The 24538-nt window shown below is 53.7% G+C and carries 24 protein-coding genes and 1 tRNA gene; 17 read left to right on the forward strand and 8 right to left on the reverse strand.

Going from position 1 to position 24538, the window contains the following annotated elements; translation table 11 throughout:
* Positions 1–235: 235 nt before the first annotated feature.
* Positions 236–1039: a 2,5-didehydrogluconate reductase DkgB gene (gene dkgB, locus ACOTYB_RS16975; protein WP_023315437.1), complete on the forward strand. Its 804-nt coding sequence runs from the start codon at positions 236–238 to the stop codon at positions 1037–1039.
* Between the two features lie 30 nt (positions 1040–1069).
* On the opposite strand, the gene yafC is transcribed toward dkgB, so the two are convergent.
* Positions 1070–1975: a DNA-binding transcriptional regulator YafC gene (gene yafC, locus ACOTYB_RS16980; protein WP_421765847.1), complete on the reverse strand. Its 906-nt coding sequence runs from the start codon at positions 1973–1975 to the stop codon at positions 1070–1072.
* Positions 1976–2078: 103 nt separating this feature from the next.
* Between yafC and ACOTYB_RS16985 the strand changes: the two genes are divergently transcribed.
* The 3 genes from ACOTYB_RS16985 (at position 2079) to ACOTYB_RS16995 (ending at position 5043) form a co-directional block, all read left to right on the forward strand.
* Complete coding sequence (locus tag ACOTYB_RS16985) at positions 2079–3254, forward strand: MFS transporter (protein WP_126525269.1); 1176 nt, start codon at positions 2079–2081, stop codon at positions 3252–3254.
* A gap of 137 nt (positions 3255–3391) precedes the next feature.
* Positions 3392–4192, forward strand: coding sequence for an endonuclease/exonuclease/phosphatase family protein (locus tag ACOTYB_RS16990; protein WP_421765848.1), 801 nt, complete (start codon positions 3392–3394; stop codon positions 4190–4192).
* A gap of 77 nt (positions 4193–4269) precedes the next feature.
* Positions 4270–5043, forward strand: a complete 774-nt coding sequence (locus ACOTYB_RS16995) for a class I SAM-dependent methyltransferase (RefSeq protein WP_003863245.1) — start codon at positions 4270–4272, stop codon at positions 5041–5043.
* A 52-nt stretch (positions 5044–5095) separates the two neighbouring features.
* Here ACOTYB_RS16995 and mltD read toward each other — a convergent pair whose 3' ends face one another.
* Positions 5096–6460: a murein transglycosylase D gene (gene mltD, locus ACOTYB_RS17000; RefSeq protein WP_022650424.1), complete on the reverse strand. Its 1365-nt coding sequence runs from the start codon at positions 6458–6460 to the stop codon at positions 5096–5098.
* 68 nt (positions 6461–6528) lie between these two features.
* Positions 6529–7287 (reverse strand): hydroxyacylglutathione hydrolase, encoded by a 759-nt coding sequence (gene gloB, locus ACOTYB_RS17005; protein ID WP_022650425.1) that lies wholly within the window; start codon positions 7285–7287, stop codon positions 6529–6531.
* 32 nt (positions 7288–7319) lie between these two features.
* On the opposite strand from gloB, the gene ACOTYB_RS17010 reads away from it, so the two are divergent.
* Positions 7320–8036: a class I SAM-dependent methyltransferase gene (locus ACOTYB_RS17010; RefSeq protein ID WP_017383714.1), complete on the forward strand. Its 717-nt coding sequence runs from the start codon at positions 7320–7322 to the stop codon at positions 8034–8036.
* Here the strand turns inward: ACOTYB_RS17010 and rnhA are convergent, their stop codons facing one another.
* Entirely contained in the window at positions 8037–8615 is a 579-nt protein-coding gene (gene rnhA / locus ACOTYB_RS17015) for a ribonuclease HI (protein ID WP_160840538.1), read from the reverse strand. It lies immediately after the preceding gene.
* Here rnhA and dnaQ point away from each other — a divergent pair.
* Both dnaQ and ACOTYB_RS17025 read left to right on the forward strand, forming a co-directional pair.
* Complete coding sequence (gene dnaQ / locus ACOTYB_RS17020; protein ID WP_003863237.1) at positions 8569–9300, forward strand: DNA polymerase III subunit epsilon; 732 nt, start codon at positions 8569–8571, stop codon at positions 9298–9300. The two genes, rnhA and dnaQ, sit on opposite strands and share 47 nt — an antisense overlap.
* 132 nt (positions 9301–9432) lie before the next feature.
* Positions 9433–9509 (forward strand) — tRNA-Asp (locus tag ACOTYB_RS17025).
* A gap of 100 nt (positions 9510–9609) precedes the next feature.
* On the opposite strand, the gene ACOTYB_RS17030 is transcribed toward ACOTYB_RS17025, so the two are convergent.
* Positions 9610–10380: an amidohydrolase gene (locus ACOTYB_RS17030; RefSeq protein ID WP_045337373.1), complete on the reverse strand. Its 771-nt coding sequence runs from the start codon at positions 10378–10380 to the stop codon at positions 9610–9612.
* Between the two features lie 108 nt (positions 10381–10488).
* Positions 10489–12933, reverse strand: coding sequence for an acyl-CoA dehydrogenase FadE (fadE, locus tag ACOTYB_RS17035; RefSeq protein WP_220153592.1), 2445 nt, complete (start codon positions 12931–12933; stop codon positions 10489–10491).
* Between the two features lie 239 nt (positions 12934–13172).
* Here fadE and lpcA point away from each other — a divergent pair, with 239 nt between their 5' ends.
* Positions 13173–13751 (forward strand): D-sedoheptulose 7-phosphate isomerase, encoded by a 579-nt coding sequence (lpcA, locus tag ACOTYB_RS17040; RefSeq protein WP_003863232.1) that lies wholly within the window; start codon positions 13173–13175, stop codon positions 13749–13751.
* Between the two features lie 48 nt (positions 13752–13799).
* Positions 13800–14567, forward strand: coding sequence for a class II glutamine amidotransferase (locus tag ACOTYB_RS17045; protein WP_003863229.1), 768 nt, complete (start codon positions 13800–13802; stop codon positions 14565–14567).
* Here the strand turns inward: ACOTYB_RS17045 and dpaA are convergent.
* Positions 14538–15278, reverse strand: coding sequence for a peptidoglycan meso-diaminopimelic acid protein amidase (dpaA, locus tag ACOTYB_RS17050; RefSeq protein ID WP_023315473.1), 741 nt, complete (start codon positions 15276–15278; stop codon positions 14538–14540). The genes ACOTYB_RS17045 and dpaA overlap by 30 nt on opposite strands.
* A gap of 300 nt (positions 15279–15578) precedes the next feature.
* Between dpaA and ACOTYB_RS17055 the strand changes: the two genes are divergently transcribed.
* The 8 genes from ACOTYB_RS17055 (at position 15579) to dinB (ending at position 22784) form a co-directional block, all read left to right on the forward strand.
* On the forward strand, positions 15579–16922 hold the full coding sequence (locus ACOTYB_RS17055; RefSeq protein ID WP_032608602.1) for a Na(+)-translocating NADH-quinone reductase subunit A: 1344 nt from the start codon (positions 15579–15581) through the stop codon (positions 16920–16922).
* Positions 16923–16924: 2 nt separating this feature from the next.
* The gene (locus ACOTYB_RS17060; protein WP_022647143.1) at positions 16925–18160 is read left to right on the forward strand and encodes an NADH:ubiquinone reductase (Na(+)-transporting) subunit B; all 1236 of its coding nucleotides are present in this window, start codon (positions 16925–16927) and stop codon (positions 18158–18160) included.
* The gene (locus ACOTYB_RS17065) at positions 18153–18947 is read left to right on the forward strand and encodes a Na(+)-translocating NADH-quinone reductase subunit C (RefSeq protein WP_003863221.1); all 795 of its coding nucleotides are present in this window, start codon (positions 18153–18155) and stop codon (positions 18945–18947) included. The genes ACOTYB_RS17060 and ACOTYB_RS17065 overlap by 8 nt, the downstream gene beginning before the upstream one ends.
* Positions 18940–19578, forward strand: coding sequence for an NADH:ubiquinone reductase (Na(+)-transporting) subunit D (locus ACOTYB_RS17070; RefSeq protein ID WP_003863219.1), 639 nt, complete (start codon positions 18940–18942; stop codon positions 19576–19578). The genes ACOTYB_RS17065 and ACOTYB_RS17070 overlap by 8 nt, the downstream gene beginning before the upstream one ends.
* Positions 19579–19584: 6 nt before the next feature.
* On the forward strand, positions 19585–20181 hold the full coding sequence (nqrE, locus tag ACOTYB_RS17075; RefSeq protein WP_003863217.1) for an NADH:ubiquinone reductase (Na(+)-transporting) subunit E: 597 nt from the start codon (positions 19585–19587) through the stop codon (positions 20179–20181).
* Between the two features lie 10 nt (positions 20182–20191).
* Entirely contained in the window at positions 20192–21415 is a 1224-nt protein-coding gene (gene nqrF / locus ACOTYB_RS17080) for an NADH:ubiquinone reductase (Na(+)-transporting) subunit F (protein ID WP_023315477.1), read from the forward strand.
* A 2-nt stretch (positions 21416–21417) separates the two neighbouring features.
* A complete protein-coding gene (gene nqrM / locus ACOTYB_RS17085; RefSeq protein ID WP_045343877.1) occupies positions 21418–21618 on the forward strand; it encodes a (Na+)-NQR maturation NqrM in 201 nt (66 codons plus the stop codon).
* Positions 21619–21725: 107 nt separating this feature from the next.
* Positions 21726–22784: a DNA polymerase IV gene (gene dinB / locus ACOTYB_RS17090; RefSeq protein ID WP_003863209.1), complete on the forward strand. Its 1059-nt coding sequence runs from the start codon at positions 21726–21728 to the stop codon at positions 22782–22784.
* Between the two features lie 55 nt (positions 22785–22839).
* On the opposite strand, the gene pepD is transcribed toward dinB, so the two are convergent.
* On the reverse strand, positions 22840–24297 hold the full coding sequence (pepD, locus tag ACOTYB_RS17095) for a cytosol nonspecific dipeptidase (protein ID WP_045343875.1): 1458 nt from the start codon (positions 24295–24297) through the stop codon (positions 22840–22842).
* Between the last annotated feature and the right edge of the window lie 241 nt (positions 24298–24538).

Genomic DNA, 24538 nt, shown 5'->3' on the forward strand with positions numbered 1-24538 from the left:
AGCGGTAGTTCAGTCGGTTAGAATACCTGCCTGTCACGCAGGGGGTCGCGGGTTCGAGTCCCGTCCGTTCCGCCACTTATTAAAAGCCCTGAGCTAACGCTCAGGGCTTTTTTCTTATCTGTCATTTGATTGTTGCGAAATTAGCAAAAATCCTCTGCGTTTTACGATCTTTTTCGTCATAACAACTACAGCGATAATCTTCCTCAGTTTACGAACATAACGATTGAGGAATCATATGACTATCCCTGCACTGGGTCTGGGCACTTTTCGCCTGAAAGACGATGTTGTTATTGCATCTGTTAAAACCGCACTCGAGTTGGGCTATCGTGCTATTGATACGGCGCAGATTTATGATAACGAAGCTGCCGTAGGCCAGGCCATCGAAGAGAGTGGCGTACCGCGCGACGAACTTTTCGTCACCACTAAAATCTGGATTGAGAATCTCAGCAAAGACAAGCTGATCCCAAGCCTGAAGGAAAGTCTGAAAAAGCTGCGTACTGACTATGTTGATCTGACGCTGATCCACTGGCCATCTCCTGATGATGCCGTCTCTGTGGAAGAGTTTATGCAGGCGCTGCTGGAAGCAAAAGAGCAAGGCTTAACGCGTGAAATTGGCATCTCTAACTTCACCATCCCGTTGATGGAAAGGGCCATCGCCGCAGTGGGTAAAGAGAATATTGCCACCAACCAAATTGAACTCTCTCCTTACCTGCAAAACCGCAAAGTCGTGGACTGGGCGAAACAGCATAGTATTCACATCACCTCGTACATGACGCTGGCATATGGTAAGGCGCTGAAAGATGAAGTGATTGCGCGCATCGCTGAGAAACACAATGCGACAGCCGCACAGGTGATCCTGGCATGGGCGATGGGTGAGGGCTATGCCGTGATCCCGTCTTCAACCAAACGTGAAAACCTGGCAAGTAACCTGTTAGCGCGGGATCTCCAGCTTGATGATGAAGATAAAAACGCGATCGCTGCACTGGAATGCAACGATCGTCTTGTCAGCCCGGAAGGGTTAGCACCAGACTGGGATTAATAAAAACCCTCCCTCTGTACCCTTTAACCCTCACACAGCTCCTCCGGGAGCTGTTTTTATATGTTCGCTAAGGAAGTCGATAAAAGCGCGTATGCGCGTACTTACCGCTCTGTCACTGTAATACACTGCGCTAAAAGGCATCTCTACAGGTAAGCGTTTGTCAGCCATCAGTTCTACAAGCTGACCCGCAGCTATTTCCTTATCAATCATATAGTCTGATAAACAGGCGATCCCATTTCCTTCAAGACAAAGCTGTTTCAGCGTTTCTCCGCTATTAGACGAAAGTCCGCAGGTGATCTCATGAAGTTGTCCGTCATGACAGGCTACGGGCCAGGTGTTCAGCGAGACAGGTTCCGTAAAGCCCAGGCACAGGTGCTGCTTCAGCTCCTCAACGGTCTCCGGTTTGCCATGCTCTGCAATATATTGCGGTGACGCGATAATTTTGCGATAGCTGGTGAACAGAGGGCGAGCGCGTAAACTTGAATCCGTCAGGGTTCCGGTGCGGATCGCCACATCCACTTTACGCTCAATAAGATTGATAAACGTTTCCGAGGAGACCAGAGACAGGGTCATCTCCGGGTAGCGCTCACGAAAGGGCTTAATCAGCGGCATCAAAAAATGAAGCACGACCGACGTAGCCGCATCGATGCGCAGCAATCCGCGCGGGGTGCTGCGCGATTCCATTATTTCCGTTTCTGCCGCCGCCATCTCCTGCAAAACGGACTGCACGCGTCGAAAATAACGTTCACCTTCTTCCGTCAGGCTGAGCTGCCGCGTTGTCCTATTAAGCAGACTCACTCCGAGCTTCATCTCCAGCTTTTTCACCGAGCGGCTAATGGCGGAGTTCGCCTGCCCGAGCTGTTCGGCCGCACGGCTGAAGCTGCCGCTTTCAACAACGGCAACAAAGATAGTCAGTTCTTCCGATGTGGCTTTCATTATTGCATCATCCGCAAAATTCTATTGAGATTCTAACCATTTTTGTTATTTAAACACTGTCGCATACTGCCTGTCATCTTAATCCTGAAGAGACGGAGTATTTATGCCACTGGCGCTTCTTGCCCTGACGATCAGTGCCTTCGCAATTGGCACGACCGAATTTGTTATTGTAGGACTTGTTCCCACCATTGCTGAACAACTCGCCATTTCGCTGCCTTCTGCCGGGCTGCTGGTATCTATTTACGCGTTAGGCGTCGCTGTTGGGGCGCCTGTGCTGACCGCGCTGACTGGGCGCTTTGCGCGTAAAAAACTGTTAGTTGCCCTGATGGTGCTCTTCACCGCCGGCAATATTCTGGCGTGGCAGGCTCCGGACTACAGCACTCTGGTCATCGCCCGTTTGCTGACTGGCCTCGCGCACGGTGTCTTCTTCTCCATCGGTTCCACGATTGCAACCAGCCTGGTGCCAAAAGAGAAAGCGGCGTCAGCCATTGCGATTATGTTTGGCGGCTTAACCGTTGCGCTGGTCACCGGCGTGCCGTTAGGAACGTTTATTGGGCAACATTTTGGCTGGCGAGAAACCTTCCTCGCGGTATCGCTGTTGGGCGTGATTGCTCTGGTAGCCAGCCTGCTGCTGGTACCCTCCAGTATTCCGGGGCGCGCGAGCGCCAGCCTGAGCGATCAGGTTAAGGTTCTCACACACCCGCGCCTGCTGCTGATCTATGCCGTTACGGCTCTGGGTTATGGAGGTGTGTTCACTGCGTTCACCTTCCTTGCACCGATGATGCAGGAGCTGGCTGGTTTTTCTCCGGGCGCAGTGAGCTGGATTTTACTGGGCTACGGTATCTCCGTCGCAATCGGCAATATCTGGGGCGGCAAGCTTGCAGATAAGCATGGTGCGGTACCGGCGCTAAAATTCATTTTCGCCGCGCTGGTTGTCCTGCTGATGATTTTCCAGTTCACCGCGTCGATACAATACGCCGCGCTGGTAACCGTGTTGGTTATGGGAATATTCGCGTTTGGTAACGTACCGGGATTGCAGGTCTATGTTGTACAGAAAGCCGAACGCTATACGCCCAATGCGGTGGATGTCGCATCCGGCCTGAATATCGCCGCATTCAATATCGGCATCGCACTCGGATCGGTTATCGGCGGGCAGACGGTTGAACACGTTGGATTAACCCAAACGCCATGGATTGGTGCGGTAATTGTGCTTGTCGCTTTCCTCCTTATTGGTCTGAGTGGACGGCTTGATAAACCCGCTCGCGTCGCGCTTGGGTAAGTATCAGTAAGTGCTTGCTTACAAAACTGGAAAGCGGTTTCTCAGTAATTGCGTTGAAAGTGTGACCTAAAATCCCTATAACATTAGAACCAGTCCGTTTTCCGGGCTGGTTCATGTTACAGAGGCCGTTTCCAAAAGTGCGAAAAAATACCTATGCCATGCGTTATGTTGCCGGAATGCCCGCGGAGAGGATCTTGCCTCCGGGGTCGTTTGCGAGCCTGGGTCAGGCATTACCAGCGGGTACGCCATTAAGCAGTGACGAAAAAATTCGCGTACTGGTGTGGAACATCTTTAAACAACAGCGTGCGGAGTGGTTATCCGTACTTCAAAATTTTGGTAAAGATGCGCATCTGGTTCTGTTACAGGAGGCGCAAACCACGCCTGAGCTGGTCAGGTTTGCAACGACAAACTATCTTGCAGCCGATCAGGTGCCTGCCTTTGTTCTGCCACAGCATCCTTCTGGGGTGATGACCCTTTCAGCCGCACATCCGGTCTATTGCTGCCCGCTGCGTGAACGTGAGCCGATCCTGCGTCTGGCAAAATCGGCGCTGGTCACAGTCTATCCGTTGCCCGACACCCGTCTGCTGATGGTGGTAAACATTCATGCGGTGAACTTCAGCCTCGGTGTTGATGTGTACAGTAAGCAGTTACTTCCCATTGGCGATCAGATTGCTCATCACAGTGGGCCGATCATTATGGCAGGGGACTTCAATGCCTGGAGCCGTCCGCGTATGAACGCGTTGTACCGCTTCGCGCGTGAAATGTCGCTGCGTGAAGTTCGTTTTAACGATGACCAGCGCAAGAAAGCGTTTGGTCATCCTCTCGATTTTGTCTTCTATCGGGGTTTAAGCGTGCACGACGCCTCCGTTCTGGTGACGCGCGCCTCCGATCATAATCCTCTACTAGTTGAATTCAGTCCCGGCAAACCTGATAAATAATGGTGCGTCAGGTCTGCCGTGGGGCAGGCCTGTGCGGGTGCTGCCCTTTATTTTTTAACCCATAAAAGGACAGCAACATGACAACAACACACTCCCATCATGACAACGTCGAAAAACAGTTTGGTTCGCAGGCAAGTGCCTACCTGAGCAGCGCCGTGCACGCCTCTGGCCGCGACCTGGTGCGTCTCGGCGAGCGGCTCGCCGCGTTTCCTGACGCGCACGTGCTGGACTTAGGCTGCGGGGCAGGGCATGCCAGTTTTACCGCCGCAGAGCAGGTTGCTCAGGTGACGGCGTATGACTTATCGAGCCAGATGCTCGATGTGGTCGCTGAAGCGGCGAAAGCGAAAGGACTGAATAACGTCACGACGCGCCAGGGCTACGCTGAATCATTACCCTTTGAGGATGCATCGTTTGAGGTTGTGATTAGCCGTTACTCTGCACACCACTGGCATGATGTGGGGCAGGCATTACGGGAAGTGAAACGCGTACTCAAACCGGGCGGAATCTTCATCATCATGGACGTGATGTCTCCCGGACATCCGGTACGAAATATCTGGCTCCAGACGGTTGAAGCGCTGCGTGATACCTCGCACGTGCAAAACTACTCCAGTGGAGAGTGGCTTACGTTTATCACCGAAGCCGGCTTGATTTCACGCTCATTGATAACCGACCGTTTGCCGCTGGAGTTTGCGTCATGGATTGCGCGGATGCGCACCCCCGAGGCATTAACTCAGGCGATCCGATTGTACCAGGAGAGCGCCTCTGCTGATGTGAAGGCGTACTTTGAGCTGCATGACGATGGTTCGTTTACTAGCGACACCATTATGGCTGAAGCGCAAAAAGCAGGATAAACAAAAAAGGCACCGAGGGGAATCGGTGCCTTTTTAACAAGCGAACGTACTATCAGGAATCTGGCGTAGCGCTGTTTTTCACAAACAACGTCAGCTGGTCGCCAGGTTGCAGGTTGTCAGTATCGTTGTTCCAGCGCATCACATCTTTGATGTTTACGCCGTGACGCTTAGCAATACTGGACAGCGAGTCGCCTTTACGTACGCGATAGGTAATGCTATCGCTGTTTTTAGCGAGACGCTGTGCGCTGCTACCTGCACCTACGTTCAGCGTTTGACCCACTTTCAGACCAGATCCGCGCAGATTATTCCACTGCTGGAGATCTTTCGCATTCACGCCAAGACGTGATGCAATACCTGAAAGCGTATCACCTGAACGCACCTTATAGCTGCGGCTGCTTACAGGCGACGTATCAGCGATCAGCGTGGACTGAACGGCTGCGATTTCACCCGAAGCTAAAGACTCTCGTAACTGTTCCGCATGTTTCTGCGGAACCATCACATAGCGTGGGCCACTAGCACCCAGCGTGGAGCCTTTAACACCTGCATTAAAGGTTTTAAGCTTACTTACCGACATACCCGTCATATCGGCAACCTGTTGAATATCAACCGGGCTGCTGAGGCGGACACGCGCCAGTGCACGACTTTCGTCTGGTGTTGGCAGTTGTACACCGTAACGTTTGCTGTTCTTGAGAATGTCACTCAGTGCCAGCATTTTCGGTACGTAAATCTTTGTTTCCTGTGGCAGTGAGAGCGACCAGAAGTCTGTGGATTTTCCACGCGCTTTATTCGCTTTCATTGCCTTCAGTACACGACCTTCACCACTGTTATACGCCGCGACAGTCAATAACCAGTCGCCGTCAAACATCTTGTTCAGACGTTGCATCATGTCGAGAGCGGCTGTCGTTGAAGCGACAACATCACGACGCGCATCGTAGTTGCGGGTCTGCTTTAAACCATAATTTCGCCCTGTGCTCGGAATGATCTGCCAGATGCCTGCTGCATTGGCGCCAGACGTCGCGTGCGGGTCAAAAGCGCTCTCCACTATGGGTAGTAGTACCAGTTCCATAGGCATGTTACGTTTCTTAACTTGCCCGGCTATCCAGTACATATACGGCTCTGCCCGTAATGTTACATCGTGGAGATAGCTCTTATTTCTCAAATACTTCTGTTTCTGTTCGCGAATCCGGCTGTTTTCCGGAATTCCCATCTTTAGCTCGTCGCCAATAGAGGCCCACAAGTCTTGTTCCTGCGCGAAGGATGTCCCATCGTCCAACCATCGCGCCTGACTCGTAAACTTCCCTGCTTCCCCTTGACCAGCCGCAGAAAGGCTCTGTGCGTGCTGTTGTACGTTGCTGCCGTTTTGTGACTGGCAACCTACAAGCAGGACAGAGGCGAGTAATATCGCTTTTGCCTTCATGTGTGTGTCAATAGTTGCTTAAAAGACGAGCGATGATAACGGCGAAATTTTGAAAAGGCAACCCGCAATTATCTGAAGTTATCTTTCTTTGACCTTAACCATGCAAATCGCGCTTCAGGTTGTAACAAATTTGTTTCTTGATTAATTTTATTAATTAAATCAACATCATCAGTTCTTAAAAATAAATTAATTTGTCGTTCATTTTTCAGAATTACGGGGAGTGTTTTTTGGTTTTTTGCACGTAACTCCTTCACTTTCAGGTAATAATCCTGAATCGCCCGATCCTCAGGCAGCACGCTTGCAGCAAACTTCATATTCCCTAATGTATACTCATGTGCGCAACAAATTACGGTGTCGGCTGGAAGCGCATTAATTTTTTGTAAAGATTGATACATCTGTTCTGGCGTGCCTTCAAACAGCCTTCCACAGCCGCCAGAAAACAGCGTGTCGCCACAAAACAGATAAGGTTTGCTGTAGAAACAGAGATGACCGGAAGTGTGACCTGGCGTAGCAAATACGGAAAACTCCCACCCGAGGATGAGGATACTTTCGCCTTCTTCGACAACTTGCGTCGTACCCTTATCCTGTGTCTCTGCCGGTCCGTAGACGGGAAGATGAGGATAGCGCGCAAGGAGATCGGGAACACCGCCGACATGATCGTGATGGTGATGGGTAAGTAGGATCGCTTCAGGCTGCCAGCCGTTTTCTTTTATCGCGTGCAGGATCGGTGCGGATTCGCCTGGATCAACAATGATGCATCTGCGATCGTCGTCGACTAAAACCCAGATGTAATTGTCCTGAAAGGCGGAAATACTGATAAGATTCATGCATTACCTCTTATAGCGTGGCGGGTGTTTTGATGAAACCGGCAAGGATACCTCAGACTGTCGCACCACCGGAACGTTGGGCAGAGTTGCCCTGGGGTGAATATTATCGCGAGGCCTTAGAACTTCAGCTTAAACCCTGGCTCGCGAAAATGTATGGTTTTCACCTGCTTAAGATTGGCAATCTGAGCGCAGAAATCAATACCGAAAGCTGCGCTATCTCGCATCAGGTTAGCGTATCGCTTAATGGCTCCCCGGTTCAGGTGAAAGCGGATCCGCTGCATTTGCCGTTTGCGGAAAAATCCATTGATGCCTGTCTGCTCGCCCATACGCTGCCCTGGTGCAGCGATCCCCATCGTCTGCTGCGGGAAGCCGACCGCGTTTTGATTGATGACGGCTGGCTGATCCTGAGCGGTTTTAATCCGCTGAGTCTGATGGGGCTACGTAAACTGACGCCCGTTCTGCGCCGCACGCCGCCCTATAACAGCAGGATGTTTACCATGATGCGCCAGCTGGACTGGCTTTCACTGTTAAATTTCGAAGTGCTGAGCTATGGGGGTTTTCAGGTCATCCCCTGGACGCGTAAAGGCGGGGTTTTATTAAGCACCCATTTACCCGCGCTGGGCTGCATGCAATTTATTGTCGCGCGTAAGAGGACGATCCCCCTTACGCTCAACCCAATGAAGCAAAGCAAATCAAAAACGCGGATCCGCCAGACCGTGGGGGCCACGCGGCAGTACAAAAAACCGTGATCAGGATTCAGGTTGATAACCTGCATCCTCATGGGTTGGGTTGGATGCCGCCGCGCGAGCCAGCTCGTCACAGCGTTCGTTTTCAGGATGACCGGCGTGCCCCTTTACCCACTCCCATTTGATTTCGTGCTGACCGAGGGCGGCATCAAGACGCTTCCAGAGATCGACATTCTTGACCGGTTTTTTCTCTGCCGTTTTCCAGCCGCGTTTTTTCCAGTTGTGGATCCATTGGGTAATGCCCTGGCGGACATACTGGCTGTCGGTACTCAGCACCACGTCGCAATGTTCTTTTAACGCTTCCAGCGCCACGATGGCCGCCATCAACTCCATGCGGTTGTTGGTGGTCAGGAAATAGCCTTCACTAAAGGTTTTTTCATGCTGGCGATAGCGCATAATGGCACCATAGCCGCCGGGCCCTGGGTTACCGAGACAAGATCCATCGGTGAAAATTTCTACCTGTTTACGCATCTCTGGTAGACTTCCTGTATTTGAAACGTTCAGTAAAACGATAAGTCTGACATAAATGACCGCTATGAGCACTGCAATTACTCGCCAGATTGTTCTCGATACCGAAACCACCGGTATGAACCAGATTGGCGCCCACTACGAAGGGCATAAAATCATTGAGATTGGTGCCGTTGAAGTGGTGAACCGTCGCCTTACGGGCAACAACTTCCACGTTTACCTCAAACCCGATCGGCTGGTGGACCCGGAAGCGTTCGGCGTTCACGGAATTGCCGATGAGTTTTTGCTGGATAAGCCCACCTTTGCCGACGTCGCAGATGAATTTCTCGACTACATCAGAGGTGCGGAACTTGTCATTCATAACGCGTCGTTCGATATCGGCTTTATGGACTATGAGTTCAGCAAGCTCAACCGTGATATTCCGAAGACGAATACGTTCTGTAAAGTCACGGATAGCCTGGCGCTGGCAAGGAAGATGTTCCCCGGCAAGCGTAACAGCCTTGATGCCCTGTGCTCTCGCTATGAGATAGACAACACCAAGCGAACGCTGCACGGCGCGTTGCTCGATGCCCAGATCCTGGCCGATGTCTACCTGACCATGACCGGCGGGCAAACGTCGATGAAATTCAGTATGGAAAATGAATCCCAGCAAACGCGGGATGAAGGGGGAATTCAGCGCATTGTGCGTCAGGCGAATCGCCTGCGGGTTGTTTTAGCCAGTGATGAAGAACTGATGAACCATGAATCTCGTCTCGATTTAGTGCAGAAGAAGGGCGGAAGCTGTTTGTGGCGCACGTGAAAATGTGCCGAAACGTTTGTTAAATCACCGTTTGGGTGAATTTTGCAGCAAACGATTCAAAAGTTAAGAAAAAGCGTTGACGAGTTCAGAGTCAAACCGTAATATTCGCCTCGTTCCCCACACGGGAACAGTGGAGCGGTAGTTCAGTCGGTTAGAATACCTGCCTGTCACGCAGGGGGTCGCGGGTTCGAGTCCCGTCCGTTCCGCCACTATTCAGGCCCACGTTATTTATAACGTGGGCCTTTTTCATTTCTGCTTTTCCCTGATGTTACGCAAGGCGATAAGCCAGGGTAACATCGCGGGTTGCGTTTATCCGATCGTAAACTGATCTGCATCCTGCCAGGCCGGAAACTTCTCCCGATACTCCTTTAACGCCGTTAACGAGATCTCAGCGTCAATTCGTGTTGCCTGATGCGGCTCGGCGGTAGCAATAATCTCACCCTGCGGACTGATCACCCGGCTGTCACCGCGATAGTGATGCCCGTTGCCGTCCGTTCCTACGCGGTTACAGCCAACGACATAAGCCTGATTTTCAATCGCGCGCGCGGTCAGTAAAGCCTGCCAGTGCAGGGAGCGTGGGGCGGGCCAGTTGGCGACGTACAACGCCAGGTCATAATCGTTGCGGTTGCGCGACCACACCGGGAAGCGCAGGTCATAGCAGACCAGCGGCAGAATACGCCAGCCACGCCATTCAAATACCACGCGTTCGCTTCCGGCTTCATAATGTTGATGTTCATCCGCCATGCGGAACAGGTGGCGCTTATCGTAGAAATGCACCTTTCCCTCTGGCTCGACCAGCAGGAAGCGGTTAACCGGCCCGCGTTCGGTCTGGAGGGCGACGCTACCGGCAACCAGCGCGTTTGTCTCCTGCGCTTTGGCGTGCATCCAGGCCACAACCTCGTCCTGCGGCATCGACTGTTTTGCAGCCTCCATCGCAAAACCCGTGGTGAACATCTCCGGCAGGACAATCACATCGCGACCGCTAATCTCTTCGAGCTGGCGATCGAAATGGCGAAGGTTGGCGGGGCCGTCCATCCAAACTAAAGGCTGCTGCAAAACAGAAATCTTCAAACCAGGCACGATACCGACTCCTTAAAAGATCGCTTTTTGACACTGTAGCACGTCATTACGAGAAAATGTGGCATTAAAAAACCCCGCACGGAGCGGGGTTGATGGACGCTGAACGTCTTATGCGGCTTCAGGTTTGCGGTGCTTCTCCGGCAGCTTTACCGGCTGTGTCGCCAGCTCTTCTGGTTCGAAATCATCCACGTTAATACTGCGCAGACGGCTCTCTTCGGCTTTCACCAGAATTGCAGCTTCGCTGTTGACGATGATGCCACCCGCCAGCGCCTGTTTTGCCAGCTCATCCAGTCGTGTAAACGGCAGGTTTTTGCCCAGCTGTTTGCAGATCTTCTGGTGAATCGGGTCGGCGGCCATCACGTCAAGCAGCGCCTCTTCCAGCAAACCTACCGGGTTATGCGGGGTAGGTGCCAGATATTGACCCCGACCAATACGAGAGCGGGTTGCGCTCGGAACCTGAAGGATCTTCGCTACCTTGTGATCCAGCTTGTCGGACGGCGCCAGGTGATGACGACCGGTCGGGAAGATCACGACGCGCAGGGCACCTGCCACGAAGCGGTTCGGGAAGTTCGCCAGCAGATCGTCAATTGCCTGTTCGGCCTGATACATCGCATCCTGCACGCCCCAGTGCACCAGCGGCAGATCCGCTTCCTGACGGCCTTCATCGTCGTAACGTTTTAGAACCGCAGAGGCCAGGAAGATCTGGCTCAGCACGTCGCCCAGACGGGCAGAGATGCGCTCGCGACGCTTCAGGCTTCCGCCAAGAACGGCCATCGAGACGTCAGACAGCAGGGCCAGGTTAGCGCTCAGGCGGTTCAGGTGCTGGTAATAACGTTTAGTCGCATCGCTGGTCGGCGTCGCGCTGGTCAGCCCGCGCGTCAGGCCCAGCCAGAAGCTGCGCACCTTGTTACTGCCGACGTGACCGATATGTTTGAACAGCAGCTTGTCGAAGGCATCCACATCATTATTCTGAGCGGCAGCCATCTCTTCCAGCACGTACGGATGGCAGCGAATGGCGCCCTGACCGAAGATCATCATGCTGCGGGTCAGGATGTTTGCCCCTTCCACGGTGATGGCAATCGGAGCGCCCTGATAGCTGCGTGCCAGGAAGTTGCCTTCACCGAGCATGATCCCTTTACCGCCTGCGATATCCATTGCATCAATAATTGACTGCTGTGCACGGTGGGTACAGTGGTATTTCACAATTGCCGACAGCACGGCGGGTTTTTCGCCCAGCATAATTCCGTAGGTAATCAGCGAGGCTGCGGCGTCCATCACGTAGGCATTGCCCGCAATACGCGCCAGCGGCTCTTCGATACCTTCCATCTTGCCGATGGAGATTTTGAACTGACGGCGGATATGCGCGTAAGCCCCAATCCCCATCGCCACCGATTTCAGACCGCCGGTTGAGTTCGACGGCAGGGTAATGCCGCGGCCCACAGACAGACATTCTACCAGCATACGCCAGCCCTGACCGGCCATTTTCGGGCCACCGATGATGTAATCAATCGGGACAAAGATATCCTGACCGCGGGTAGGACCGTTCTGGAACGGTACGTTCAGCGGGAAGTGACGGCGACCAATCTCAACACCTGGGGTCGAGGTTGGGATCAGCGCACAGGTAATGCCCAGATCTTCTTCACCGCCCAGCAGTTTTTCCGGGTCAGAGAGTTTGAACGCCAGGCCCAGCACCGTGGCGATAGGCGCGAGGGTGATATAACGTTTGTTCCAGGTCAGGCGCATGCCCAGCACCTGCTGGCCCTGCCACTCGCCCATGCAAACCACGCCGGTATCGGGGATCGCGCCGGCATCAGAGCCCGCCTCCGGGCTGGTCAGCGCGAAGCACGGAATTTCCTGGCCACGCGCCAGACGCGGCAGGTAGTGATCTTTCTGCTCTTCTGTACCGTAATGCTGTAACAGCTCGCCCGGGCCTAAGGAGTTTGGCACGCCAACGGTAATCGCCAGGATCCCGGAGACACCCGCCAGTTTTTGCAGCACGCGAGCCTGAGCGTAAGCGGAGAATTCCAGACCGCCATACTCTTTCTTAATGATCATCGCGAAGAAGCGATGCTCTTTCAGGTATGCCCACAGCTCAGGCGGCAGGTCGGCCATTTCGTGAGTGATGGCAAAGTCGTTTGCCATGCGGCACGCTTCTTCTACCGGACCATCAATAAAGGCCTGTTCTTCGGCGGTCAGACGCGGCTGTGGATAGTTGTGAAGCTTTTTCCAGTCCGGGTTGCCCTGGAACAGATCGCCTTCCCACCAGGTCGTACCGGCGTCAATCGCTTCTTTCTCTGTACGCGACATCGGCGGCATCACTTTACGCAATCCCCTGAACACCGGCACAGAGATCATCGACTTACGCATCGGCGTCAGGTTAAACGGTAGTAAAATGATGGCCAGGGGAACAAGAACCCAGATATTCCACAGGCCAGCGACGCCAAGTGCAGCCGTCCAGGCCAGAAGAATCAGGCTACTCAGGAATAAACTGACACGGTGATAGAACAACACACCGAGCAGTACAACGGTTGCGAGAATGCTCAAAATCATCATAAAGAAAAGCTCCCTTGCTTGTAGGAGGTCCGACCACTTGTGATGATATGGTTGTAGTTGATGTCATTTCCTTTAGCAATGTGTTTACAAAATAATTACAACCTGGTTCACATTGTTCGCGTTTTAGCCGGCACAAAAAATCAAAACGCCGGACGATTCGCATGGCTTTAGCTTCTCGCTTTTACTGCTATCCGGTACACTCCACTGTGTTATTTCATCAATACTGAAGGATTATCCTCATGTACCAGGATCTTATTCGTAACGAACTGAACGAAGCGGCGGAAACGCTGGCGAACTTTCTGAAAGATGATGCCAATATTCACGCTATTCAGCGCGCGGCGGTCCTGCTTGCCGACAGCTTCAAAGCCGGCGGTAAAGTGCTCTCCTGCGGTAACGGCGGTTCCCACTGTGACGCCATGCACTTCGCCGAGGAGCTGACCGGACGCTATCGCGAAAACCGTCCGGGCTACCCGGCGATTGCGATTTCCGACGTGAGCCACATCTCCTGTGTAGGCAACGACTTCGGTTACGACCACATCTTTTCCCGCTACGTTGAAGCCGTAGGCCGTGAAGGCGACGTGCTGCTGGGTATCTCCACGTCCGGTAACTCCGCTAACGTGATCAAAGCGATCGCCGCCGCGCGTGAGAAGGGCATGAAAGTGATCACCCTGACCGGGAAAGATGGCGGTAAGATGGACGGTACAGCGGACATTGAAATCCGCGTTCCACACTTCGGTTATGCCGATCGCGTTCAGGAAATTCACATCAAAGTGATCCACATCCTGATCCAATTGATCGAAAAAGAGATGGTTAAGTAAGACTTCGCTGGGGGGCGCCGGTGCCCCCCGCTGTTGTGGAGGTGATATATGTGCGAACTGCTCGGGATGAGCGCCAATGTGCCAACCGATATCTGCTTTAGTTTTACCGGGCTGGTTCAGCGCGGTGGAGGAACCGGGCCGCATAAAGACGGCTGGGGCATTACCTTCTACGAAGGCAAAGGATGCCGCACGTTTAAAGATCCACAGCCCAGCTTTAACTCACCCATTGCCAGACTGGTGCAGGACTATCCTATTAAATCCTGTTCGGTGATCGCGCATATTCGCCAGGCCAATCGCGGCGAAGTGGCGCTGGAAAATACCCATCCGTTTACCCGTGAACTGTGGGGCCGTAACTGGACCTACGCGCACAACGGGCAGCTCTCGGGCTATAAATCACTGGAAACCGGCAATTTTCGTCCTGTCGGTGAAACGGACAGCGAAAAAGCATTTTGCTGGCTGCTGCACAAGCTGACCGAGCGCTATCCCCGTACGCCCGGCAACATGACCGCCGTTTTTAAGTACATAGCGTCACTGGCGTCTGAGTTACGCGCGAAGGGCGTCTTTAATATGCTGCTGTCTGACGGGCGCTACGTGATGGCGTTCTGCTCGACAAATCTGTTCTGGATCACCCGACGTGCGCCGTTTGGCGTCGCCACGCTGCTCGATCAGGATGTGGAAATTGATTTTCAGAAGGAGACCACACCGAACGATGTGGTCACTGTCATTGCAACGCAGCCACTGACGGGCAACGAAACCTGGCAAAAGATCATGCCAGGCGAGTGGGCGCTATTTTGTCTCGGGGACCGCGTAATTTGACGCCAGCTGCGGCTGAACCACTTCATGGCTGAGCGGTTTACTCACCACGTAACGGCCATTGACGATGGACACCACCGGCGGCTTATGGGTCTGCTCGAAGTAGTCATAGCCCGGTTTTAGCTGTTTCCAGAAATCTGTGTAAACAGAGTACTTATGGCGTGCCATGTTCGCATCCGTCATACGGAACGGATAGATGCTGACCTGAACATTCGGCTGACCGAAGACCAGTGCGCCCGTGACAAACTGGAAGATTTCATCAATGCCGGAATCCGTCATCGCATAACAGCCGACAGACACGCAGGCGCCGTGGATCATCAGGTATTTCCCTTCGTAACCGTGCGCACGGTCGAAGGCATTGGGGAAACCGATGTTAATCGCTTTATAGAAGCGGCTGTCCGGTTTTAGCTGGTTACGCTGAACGTTGTAAAACCCTTCCGGACTTTTGAAGTCACCCTGCCGCTGTTTCGGCCCCAGCCCGCCAGAATAGTTACAGATTTTGTAGCTATCGAGCAGCTGATAAGTCTCGCCCATTTTGACAAACAGATCGAGTGTGCGCTCTTCCTTGAAGATTTGAATATAAACCGGGGATCCCATCAACTGCTGTTTATACTCTTTACTGATCGGCGTCGTTGAACTATTACTGCCAAGCAGCCCGGCAAACGACATGCACGGTATCAGAAGCATCGCAATGAACAATGCGATTTTACGCATACTACTGGTTCCTTGATAAAACAATGACCAACTTGCCAGAACGGCAAAAGACACCCGAAATCAGACTAATCTGGACAGGAGCGCTCACATTAGCACCGATGGAGATTTTCGCAAGAGCCAACCTTTGCGTTTACAAATTAGTTTTACTTTATAACCCATTCACATTGTCCTGACTCCAGGAACTTTGCGCAATAGCTCGCATTTCGGCGCGCCAGACGGCGGATTTGCTGCCCCTGGCATGGCCGAAAATGGTACACTCCGGCCTCTCTGGATTGTTGTTCATGGATACCTGCTAACCACATGTTTAGAATCAGAAAAGGACTCGATCTGCCAATCTCTGGCGTGCCTGAACAGCACGTTACCACCGGCGCCAGTATTCATCATGTCGCCATTGTAGGTGATGATTACGTGGGCATGCGTCCTGCGATGCTGGTACAGGAAGGCGATCGCGTAATAAAAGGCCAGGCACTCTTCGAGGATAAAAAAAATCCTGGCGTTATGTTTACAGCCCCAGCCAGCGGCACCGTTGTTGCCATCCATCGTGGTGAGCGTCGCGTCCTGCAATCGGTTGTTATTCAAATTGAAGGTGATGAGAAACGCGAATTTGCGCGTTTTGACGCCGCCGATCTCGCCACCCTCAGCCACGACGTGGTGCAGACGCAACTGCTGGAGTCGGGACTGTGGACGGCGCTTCGCACGCGGCCCTATAGCAAAACGCCCGTGCCAGGCACTGTGCCGGCCGCTATCTTCGTTACGGCCATCGACACCAACCCGCTCAGCGCAGATCCGCAGCCTCTTATCCTGGCGGAACGAAAAGCTTTCGATGCCGGCCTCACCGTGTTAACACGCCTGACGCCGGGCAAAGTGCATGTCTGCCAGGCCAGCGGCGGTAAGCTGGGCGGTCATCCGCAAGGGCAGGTGGCCTTTAATGAATTTGCCGGCCCGCATCCGGCGGGACTGGTGGGAACGCATATTCATTTCCTGGAGCCGGTAAGCCTGACGAAACAGGTCTGGCATCTTAATTATCAGGACGTGATCGCTATCGGTAAGCTGTTCACCACGGGTGAGCTGTGCGCAGAACGCATTATTGCCATCGGCGGCCCTCAGGCAACCCAACCGCGTCTGGTTCGCACGCTGCTTGGGGCTGACCTGACGGCGCTGTTGGCTGGCGAAACGAAAGAGGGTGAAAACCGTATTATTTCCGGTTCGGTGCTGAGCGGCAGGCACGCGACAGGCCCGATGGCCTGGCTGGGTCGTTTCCATCTTCAGGTGAGTGTGGTGCTTGAAGGACGCGAGAAAGAGCTGTTCGGCTGGGTACTGCCTGGCGCAGAAAAATACTCGGTAACCCGCACCACGCTCGGCCACTTCCTGCGTCATAAGCTGTTTAACTTCTCCACCAGCACCAACGGCGGTGAGCGCGCCATGGTTCCGATTGGCAACTACGAACGCGTGATGCCGCTGGATATTCTGCCCACCGTGCTGCTGCGGGATCTCCTGGCCGGTGATACCGACGGTGCCCAGGCGCTGGGCTGTCTGGAGCTGGACGAAGAAGATCTGGCGCTGTGTACCTATGTGTGTCCAGGTAAATACGAATATGGACCCGTATTGCGCGAGGTGTTAACCCGCATTGAGCAGGAAGGATAAACATGGGCTTAAAACACCTCTTTGAAAAAATTGAGCCGCACTTTACCGAAGGGAAGCTCAAAAAGTACTACCCGCTGTATGAAGCGACAACGACCATTTTCTACACGCCGGGTCTGGTAACGAAAGGCGCGGCGCACGTTCGCGACGCCATCGACCTCAAGCGAATGATGATTCTGGTCTGGTTTGCGGTCTTCCCGGCCATGTTCTGGGGGATGTATAACGTTGGGTTGCAAACTATTCCGGCGCTGCACCATATGTATGATGCAGAGCAGCTGGCGCAGGTGATTCAGTCTGACTGGCACTATCGTCTGGCACAGTCGCTGGGGGTGAGCTTTGCGGCAGATGCCGGCTGGATCAGCATGATGACGCTGGGCGCTGTCTTCTTCCTCCCCATCTATATGACTGTCTTTATCGTGGGCGGTTTCTGGGAGGTGCTGTTCGCCATTATTCGCAAACATGAGATCAACGAGGGCTTCTTTGTTACCTCTATTCTGTTTGCGCTGATTGTTCCGCCAACGCTGCCGCTCTGGCAGGCGGCGATGGGGATCAGCTTTGGCGTGGTGATTGCCAAGGAGATCTTCGGCGGGACCGGACGCAACTTCCTCAACCCGGCGCTGGCAGGACGCGCGTTCCTGTTCTTTGCTTATCCGGCGCAAATCTCGGGCGACCTGGTGTGGACGGCAGCAGACGGATTCTCCGGCGCGACGCCACTTTCACAGTGGGCGGCTGGCGGCGGCGAAACGCTGGTCAATAATGCAACCGGACAGCCTGTCACCTGGTTTGATGCGTTTATCGGCAATATTCCAGGCTCCATCGGTGAAGTGTCTACCCTGATGATTTTGATCGGCGGAGCCATCATCCTCTTTGGCCGCGTGGCGTCCTGGCGCATTGTCGCTGGCGTCATGCTCGGGATGGTACTCACCGCCACGCTTTTCAACTTCATTGGTTCAGACACAAACCCGATGTTCTCCATGCCGTGGTACTGGCACCTCGTGCTGGGAGGCTTTGCGTTTGGCATGATGTTCATGGCCACCGATCCCGTCTCGGCTTCGTTTACCGACAGAGGTAAATGGTGTTACGGCGCGCTCATTGGGGTGATGTGTGTACTGATTCGCGTGGTCAACCCGGCTTATCCGGAAGGGATGATGTTGGCCATTCTGTTTGCCAATCTGTTTGCGCCGCTGTTCGACTACCTGGTCGTGCGCGCCAACATTAAACGGAGGAAGGCGCGTGGCTGAGATCAAAAATAACGACAGCATCAGCAAAACGCTGCTGGTGGTGCTGGTACTGTGTCTGGTTTGTTCCATTGTCGTGGCCGGTTCTGCCGTAGGGTTGAAACCGCTACAGCAGGAGCAACGTGCGCTGGATAAACAGCGTAACATCCTGGCCGTTGCCGGGCTGATGCAGGAAGGCATGACGAAGGATGACGTCGCAGCGGTGTTTGCCGAACGTATTACCGCACGGCTGGTGGATTTAAAAACCGGGGAGTTAATGGATAAAGACCCGGCGAAATACAACCAGGCGCTGGCGCTAAAAGATCCGCAAATGAGCACCACGCTTGACGCCTCGCAGGATCCGGCAGGCATTAAGCGCCGCAGCAATGTCGCGGAGATTTACCTCGTCCGTGACGAGCAAAAACGCATTCAGAAAATCGTGTTGCCCATCTATGGCAACGGTTTATGGTCAATGATGTACGCCTTTGTGGCGCTGGATACCGACGGCCGTACGGTTAAAGGCATTACTTATTACGATCAGGGCGAAACGCCGGGGCTGGGGGGCGAAGTTGAGAACCCTAACTGGCGGGCACAGTTTGTTGGTAAAAAAGTGCTCGACGACAACGGCCAGCCTGCGCTGAAGGTGGTAAAAGGGGGCGCGCGTCCCGGCGATGAATTTGCCGTTGATGGCCTTTCCGGCGCCACGCTCACCTCAAACGGTGTGCAGCACAGCTTTGATTTCTGGATGGGTGAACTGGGCTTTGGTCCCTTCCTGAAGAATGTACGTGAAGGAGCGCTGAATAATGGCTGATACGGGTGAACTGAAAGAAGTTAAAAAGGTGCTGATTGGCCCGCTGTTAGCCAATAACCCGATAACGCTTCAGGTGCTGGGGGTGTGCTCGGCGCTGGCGGTCACCACCAAGCTGGAAACGGCGGTGGTCATGACGCTGGCGGTAACGCTGGTGACAGCGTTTTCCAGCATGTTTATCTCAATGATCCGCCACCACATACCCAACAGCGTAAGGATCATCGTGCAGATGGCGATCATCGCCTCGCTGGTGATCGTGGTCGATCAGCTCCTGCGCGCCTTCGCCTATGAAACCTCGAAGCAGCTTTCGGTGTTTGTCGGCCTGATTATCACCAACTGTATCGTGATGGGGCGTGCTGAAGCCTATGCGATGAAAATGCCGCCGCTGGCGAGCTTTATGGACGGTATCGGCAACGGCCTGGGTTACGGCGTAATCCTGTTGACGGTTGGTTTCCTGCGCGAACTTATTGGCAGCGGCAAGCTGTTTGGCATTCCGGTGTTGGATACGGTACAGAACGGCGGCTGGTATCTGCCGAACGGCCTGTTCCTGCTGGCCCCAAGCGCATTTTTCATTATCGGTTTGCTGATCTGGCTGATTCGTACGTTGAAGCCTGAACAGCAGGAAAAGGAGTAACCGACAATGGCTCATTACCTGAGTTTATTTGTGCGCGCGGTGTTTGTTGAAAACATGGCGCTCGCTTTCTTCCTGGGCATGTGTACGTTCCTTGCCGTTTCTAAAAAGGTATCGACGGCATTTGGTCTGGGCGTGGCAGTTACCGTTGTGCTGGGGCTTTCCGTTCCGATTAACAACCTGGTATTCAACTTCGTGCTGCGCGATGGCGCGCTGGTGGAGGGGGTTGATCTTAGCTTCCTGAACTTCATCACCTTTATCGGAGTGATTGCGGCGCTTGTTCAGATCCTGGAGATGATCCTCGATAAATACTTCCCGTCGCTGTACAACGCGCTGGGGATCTTCCTGCCGCTGATCGCCGTGAACTGCGCCATTTTTGGCGGTGTTTCCTTTATGGTTCAGCGTGATTACAACTTCAGTGAATCGGTTGTGTATGGCTTCGGTTCCGGTATCGGCTGGATGCTGGCGATTGTTACCATGGCGGGGATCCGTGAAAAAATGAAATATGCCAACGTACCTGCGGGGCTTCGTGGCTTAGGGATCACCTTTATCACCACCGGCCTGATGGCGTTGGGCTTTATGTCCTTCTCCGGTGTGCAGCTATAAGGGCTAACAAATGGAAATTATTCTTGGCGTGGTGATGTTCACGCTGATAGTACTGGTGCTGTCAGGGCTGATCCTGGCGGCGCGTGCGAAGCTGGTCAATTCCGGGGATGTGATCATTGATATCAATGACGATCCGCAGAATCAGATCCGTACCCCGGCAGGGGATAAGCTGCTTAACACGCTCTCCGGCAACGGGATTTTTGTCTCGTCTGCCTGTGGCGGCGGTGGCTCCTGTGGCCAGTGCCGTGTGACGGTGAAAGAGGGCGGCGGTGATATTCTACCAACGGAACTGTCGCATATTACGAAGCGTGAAGCGAAAGAGGGATGCCGTCTGGCGTGTCAGGTCGCTGTGCGCCAGAATATGAAAATTGAGCTGCCGGAGGAGATCTTCGGCGTGAAAAAATGGGAGTGCGAAGTTATCTCTAACGATAACAAAGCCACGTTCATTAAAGAGCTCAAGCTGCGTGTCCCTGAAGGGGAGAGCGTCCCGTTCCGTGCGGGTGGGTATATCCAGATTGAATGTCCGGCACACACCGTCGCGTATGCTGACTTCGACGTGCCCGAAGAGTACCGGGCCGACTGGGATAAATTTAACCTCTTCCGCTTTGTTTCCGAGGTAAAAGAGCCCGCGCTCCGCGCCTATTCCATGGCTAACTACCCGGAAGAGAAGGGCATTATTATGCTCAACGTGCGTATCGCCACGCCGCCACCGAATGTGCCTGATGCCCCCCCTGGCGTCATGTCATCCTATATCTGGTCCCTCAAGCCTGGCGACAAAGTGACGATTTCCGGCCCGTTCGGCGAATTCTTTGCCAAAGATACTGACGCGGAGATGGTCTTTATCGGCGGCGGAGCGGGTATGGCGCCGATGCGTTCGCATATCTTTGACCAGCTCAAACGACTTGGCAGCAAGCGCAAGATCAGCTTCTGGTACGGAGCGCGTTCACTGCGCGAAATGTTCTATGACGATGAGTTTGAACAACTGGCACGTGATAACCCTAACTTTACCTTCCATGTGGCGTTATCCGATCCGCAGCCGGAAGATAACTGGACAGGCTATACGGGCTTCATCCACAACGTGCTGTATGAAAATTACCTCAAACAGCACCCGGCACCGGAAGACTGCGAGTTCTATATGTGTGGTCCACCAATGATGAACGCGGCCGTGATTAAGATGCTAAAAGATCTTGGCGTGGAAGATGAGAACATCATGCTCGATGATTTCGGAGGCTGATTATGCTGACCTTTCTGGCGACCTTTGCGGTGTTTGTGTTGGTGATCTCCGGCATGTCCTTAGGCTGGATCATCAAGCGTAAAAGCATTCAGGGCAGTTGCGGAGGCATCTCTTCCATCGGAATGGAAAAAGTGTGCGATTGTCCGGAACCGTGCGATGCGCGGAAAAAGCGGATGGCTCGCGAGCAGCAACGCATTATTTAGTCTTCCTGGTCGGGTAAGGCAACGCCGCCACCCGACAATTCCCATGCACACTTCTCAACCCTCATTTGTTTACTGTATACTTATCCAGTAACGAGTGAGGGCTTACTATGCGCAAAATAATCCATGTCGATATGGACTGCTTTTTTGCCGCAGTGGAGATGCGTGACAACCCGGCGCTGCGGGATATTCCCATTGCCATTGGCGGCAGCCGGGTACAGCGCGGTGTCATCAGCACCGCCAACTATCCTGCTCGCAAATACGGCGTGCGCAGCGCCATGCCGACAGCGATGGCGCTGAAACTGTGCCCGCATCTCACTCTTTTGCCCGGACGTTTTGATGCCTATAAAGAAGCATCGAGCCACATTCGGGAGATCTTTTCCCGCTACACCTCACTTATCGAACCGTTATCGCTGGATGAAGCCTATCTTGATGTCACCCACAGCGTGCACTGCCACGGCTCCGCCACCCTGATGGCGCAGGAGATCCGCCAGACTATTTTTAACGAGCTGAACCTGACGGCATCGGCGGGTGTCGCGCCGGTCAAATTTCTCGCCAAAATCGCCTCCGATTTAAATAAGCCCAACGGCCAGTACGTTATCACTCCGGAAGAGGTTTCGGCGTTTTTAAAGACGCTGCCGCTCAGCAAAATCCCCGGAGTGGGCAAAGTCTCCGCCGCGAAGCTGGAAAGTATGGGGCTACGCACCTGCGAAGACGTTCAGCGCAGCGATCTGGCGCTGCTGCTTAAGCGTTTTGGCAAGTTTGGCCGCGTACTGTGGGAACGCAGTCAGGGCATTGATGACCGGGATGTGAACAACGAACGGCTGCGTAAATCGGTCGGCGTTGAACGCACGCTGAGCGAAGATATCCATGACTGGACCGAATGTGAAACCATTATTACGGAACAACTCTATCCTGAACTTGAACGACGCTTACTGAAGGTCAAACCGGATCTGCTTATTGCCCGGCAGGGCATCAAATTGAAATTTAACGATTTTCAGCAGACGACGCAGGAACACGTCTGGCCACGCCTCAACAAAGAGGATCTTATCGCGACGGCAAAAAAGGCATGGGAAGAACGGCGGGGTGGGCGAGGGGTGAGGCTGGTGGGGCTGCACGTCACCTTGCTGGATCCGCAGCTGGAGCGTCAGCTGGTGTTGGGGCTGTAGATTACGCTAATTGTAGGCCCGGTAAGCGTAGCGCCACCGGGCATCAAACGGCTAATTACTTAACAGGAATTGCTTTCAGCAGCTCAGTCAGCAGCGTCCAGTAGTGACCGACGCTTTCAATGTGAACCTGCTCATCCGGGGAGTGTGGCCCGGTGATGGTTGGCCCGATGGAGACCATGTCCATATCCGGATATGGTTTCTTGAACAGACCACACTCCAGACCCGCGTGAATAACCTGAATGTTCGGGGTGCTGTTGAACAGTCGCTGATAAGTTTCACGCACCAGTGCCATGACCGGAGAACTTGCATCCGGCTGCCAGCCCGGGTAGCTGCCTTTTGCAGACGTTTTCGCGCCCGCCAGGGTACCCAGAGATTCCAGCATGCTCACAACGTACTCTTTACCGCTGTCGATCAGGGAACGGATCAGGCATATGATCTCTGCGCTGTCGTCACCCATGGTCACCACGCCCACGTTCAGGGAGGTTTCCACCACGCCTTTCGCCACGTCAGAGTTGCGAATAACGCCGTTTGGCGTTGCGTTCAGCAGCTGGACGAACGTGTCACGAGACTGTGCGGTCAGCGCGGCTTTATCCGTCGTAACGGACTCCAGCACCACCGTCAGGTTTTTCTCTTTTGCAGACAGTTCGTTTTTCAGGATCTCCAGATACACGCTGGAGAGTTTTTTCAGTTCGTCCGCTTTCGACGCAGGCACTGCCAAGGTAGCGAAGGCTTCGCGAGGGATCGCGTTACGCAGAGTACCGCCGTTGAAGTCCACCAGACGCAGATCCAGTTCAGCGGCATGGCCCGCCAGGAAACGCGCCAGCAGTTTGTTGGCGTTGCCCAGGCCCAGGTGAATATCACCGCCGGAGTGACCGCCTTTCAGCCCTTTCAGCGTCAGCTTAAAGGTCTCGAATCCAGCAGGGATCGCTTCGCGGGACAGCGGCAGGGTAGAGATGAAATCGATCCCGCCCGCGCAGCCCATGTAGATCTCACCTTCTTCTTCGGAGTCGGTGTTGATCAGAATGTCCGCTTGCAGCCAGTTTGCCTGGAGACCGAACGCGCCATCCATGCCCGCTTCTTCAGTCATGGTCAGCAGCACTTCCAGCGGACCGTGTTCAACGCTGTCGTCAGCCAGCACGGCCAGCGCGGAAGCCATACCAATACCGTTATCTGCGCCCAGGGTCGTGCCGCGCGCCTTCACCCACTCGCCGTCGATGTACGGCTGAATCGGGTCTTTTGTGAAGTCGTGAACGGTGTCGTTGTTTTTCTGCGGAACCATGTCCAGGTGCGCCTGCAATACCACTGGCTTACGGTTTTCCATACCTGCGGTGGCAGGTTTGCGGATAAGAATATTGCCAACCTGGTCGCGTTCAGCGTGCAGACCTTTTTCCTTTGCCCAGCCCATAATATGTTCGGCAAGCTGTTCTTCGTGATAGGAAGGGTGCGGAATGGAGCAGATTTTGGCAAAAATATCCCACAGCGGCTGTGGAGATAATTGAGACAGTTCAGACACGATAAGGTCTCCTTGTCGTTGCGCTGCAAAACAATGTTGCAGGTCACAGGGTTAGCAGGTTAATCGTTACCACAAGTCAGGCTTGCGAGATGCAACTGAGAATACCACTTTCTCCCGTGGCTGGTAGCATTAAGCATGTAAAAACTCAGGCTCATGGCGCGTAACACTGGTTTTTAGTGCGTCAGATCTCTATAATCTCGCGCAACCTGGTTCACCCTCATTTTTTTTAAGCCGTATATAA

Origin of the sequence: Enterobacter cloacae complex sp. IR5450 (assembly GCF_049238665.1) — a bacterium.
Classification (GTDB): domain Bacteria; phylum Pseudomonadota; class Gammaproteobacteria; order Enterobacterales; family Enterobacteriaceae; genus Enterobacter; species Enterobacter hormaechei_C.

Excerpts from the sequence above, each read along its gene's own strand:
- dkgB (WP_023315437.1), top strand. The coding sequence starts at position 236 with ATGACTATCCCTGCACTGGGTCTGGGCACTTTTCGCCTGAAAGACGAT.
- yafC (WP_421765847.1), bottom strand. The coding sequence starts at position 1,975 with ATGAAAGCCACATCGGAAGAACTGACTATCTTTGTTGCCGTTGTTGAA.
- ACOTYB_RS16985 (WP_126525269.1), top strand. The coding sequence starts at position 2,079 with ATGCCACTGGCGCTTCTTGCCCTGACGATCAGTGCCTTCGCAATTGGC.
- ACOTYB_RS16995 (WP_003863245.1), top strand. The coding sequence starts at position 4,270 with ATGACAACAACACACTCCCATCATGACAACGTCGAAAAACAGTTTGGT.
- mltD (WP_022650424.1), bottom strand. The coding sequence starts at position 6,460 with ATGAAGGCAAAAGCGATATTACTCGCCTCTGTCCTGCTTGTAGGTTGC.
- gloB (WP_022650425.1), bottom strand. The coding sequence starts at position 7,287 with ATGAATCTTATCAGTATTTCCGCCTTTCAGGACAATTACATCTGGGTT.
- ACOTYB_RS17010 (WP_017383714.1), top strand. The coding sequence starts at position 7,320 with ATGAAACCGGCAAGGATACCTCAGACTGTCGCACCACCGGAACGTTGG.
- dnaQ (WP_003863237.1), top strand. The coding sequence starts at position 8,569 with ATGAGCACTGCAATTACTCGCCAGATTGTTCTCGATACCGAAACCACC.
- fadE (WP_220153592.1), bottom strand. The coding sequence starts at position 12,933 with ATGATGATTTTGAGCATTCTCGCAACCGTTGTACTGCTCGGTGTGTTG.
- lpcA (WP_003863232.1), top strand. The coding sequence starts at position 13,173 with ATGTACCAGGATCTTATTCGTAACGAACTGAACGAAGCGGCGGAAACG.
- ACOTYB_RS17045 (WP_003863229.1), top strand. The coding sequence starts at position 13,800 with ATGTGCGAACTGCTCGGGATGAGCGCCAATGTGCCAACCGATATCTGC.
- dpaA (WP_023315473.1), bottom strand. The coding sequence starts at position 15,278 with ATGCGTAAAATCGCATTGTTCATTGCGATGCTTCTGATACCGTGCATG.
- ACOTYB_RS17055 (WP_032608602.1), top strand. The coding sequence starts at position 15,579 with ATGTTTAGAATCAGAAAAGGACTCGATCTGCCAATCTCTGGCGTGCCT.
- ACOTYB_RS17060 (WP_022647143.1), top strand. The coding sequence starts at position 16,925 with ATGGGCTTAAAACACCTCTTTGAAAAAATTGAGCCGCACTTTACCGAA.
- ACOTYB_RS17070 (WP_003863219.1), top strand. The coding sequence starts at position 18,940 with ATGGCTGATACGGGTGAACTGAAAGAAGTTAAAAAGGTGCTGATTGGC.
- nqrE (WP_003863217.1), top strand. The coding sequence starts at position 19,585 with ATGGCTCATTACCTGAGTTTATTTGTGCGCGCGGTGTTTGTTGAAAAC.
- nqrF (WP_023315477.1), top strand. The coding sequence starts at position 20,192 with ATGGAAATTATTCTTGGCGTGGTGATGTTCACGCTGATAGTACTGGTG.
- nqrM (WP_045343877.1), top strand. The coding sequence starts at position 21,418 with ATGCTGACCTTTCTGGCGACCTTTGCGGTGTTTGTGTTGGTGATCTCC.
- dinB (WP_003863209.1), top strand. The coding sequence starts at position 21,726 with ATGCGCAAAATAATCCATGTCGATATGGACTGCTTTTTTGCCGCAGTG.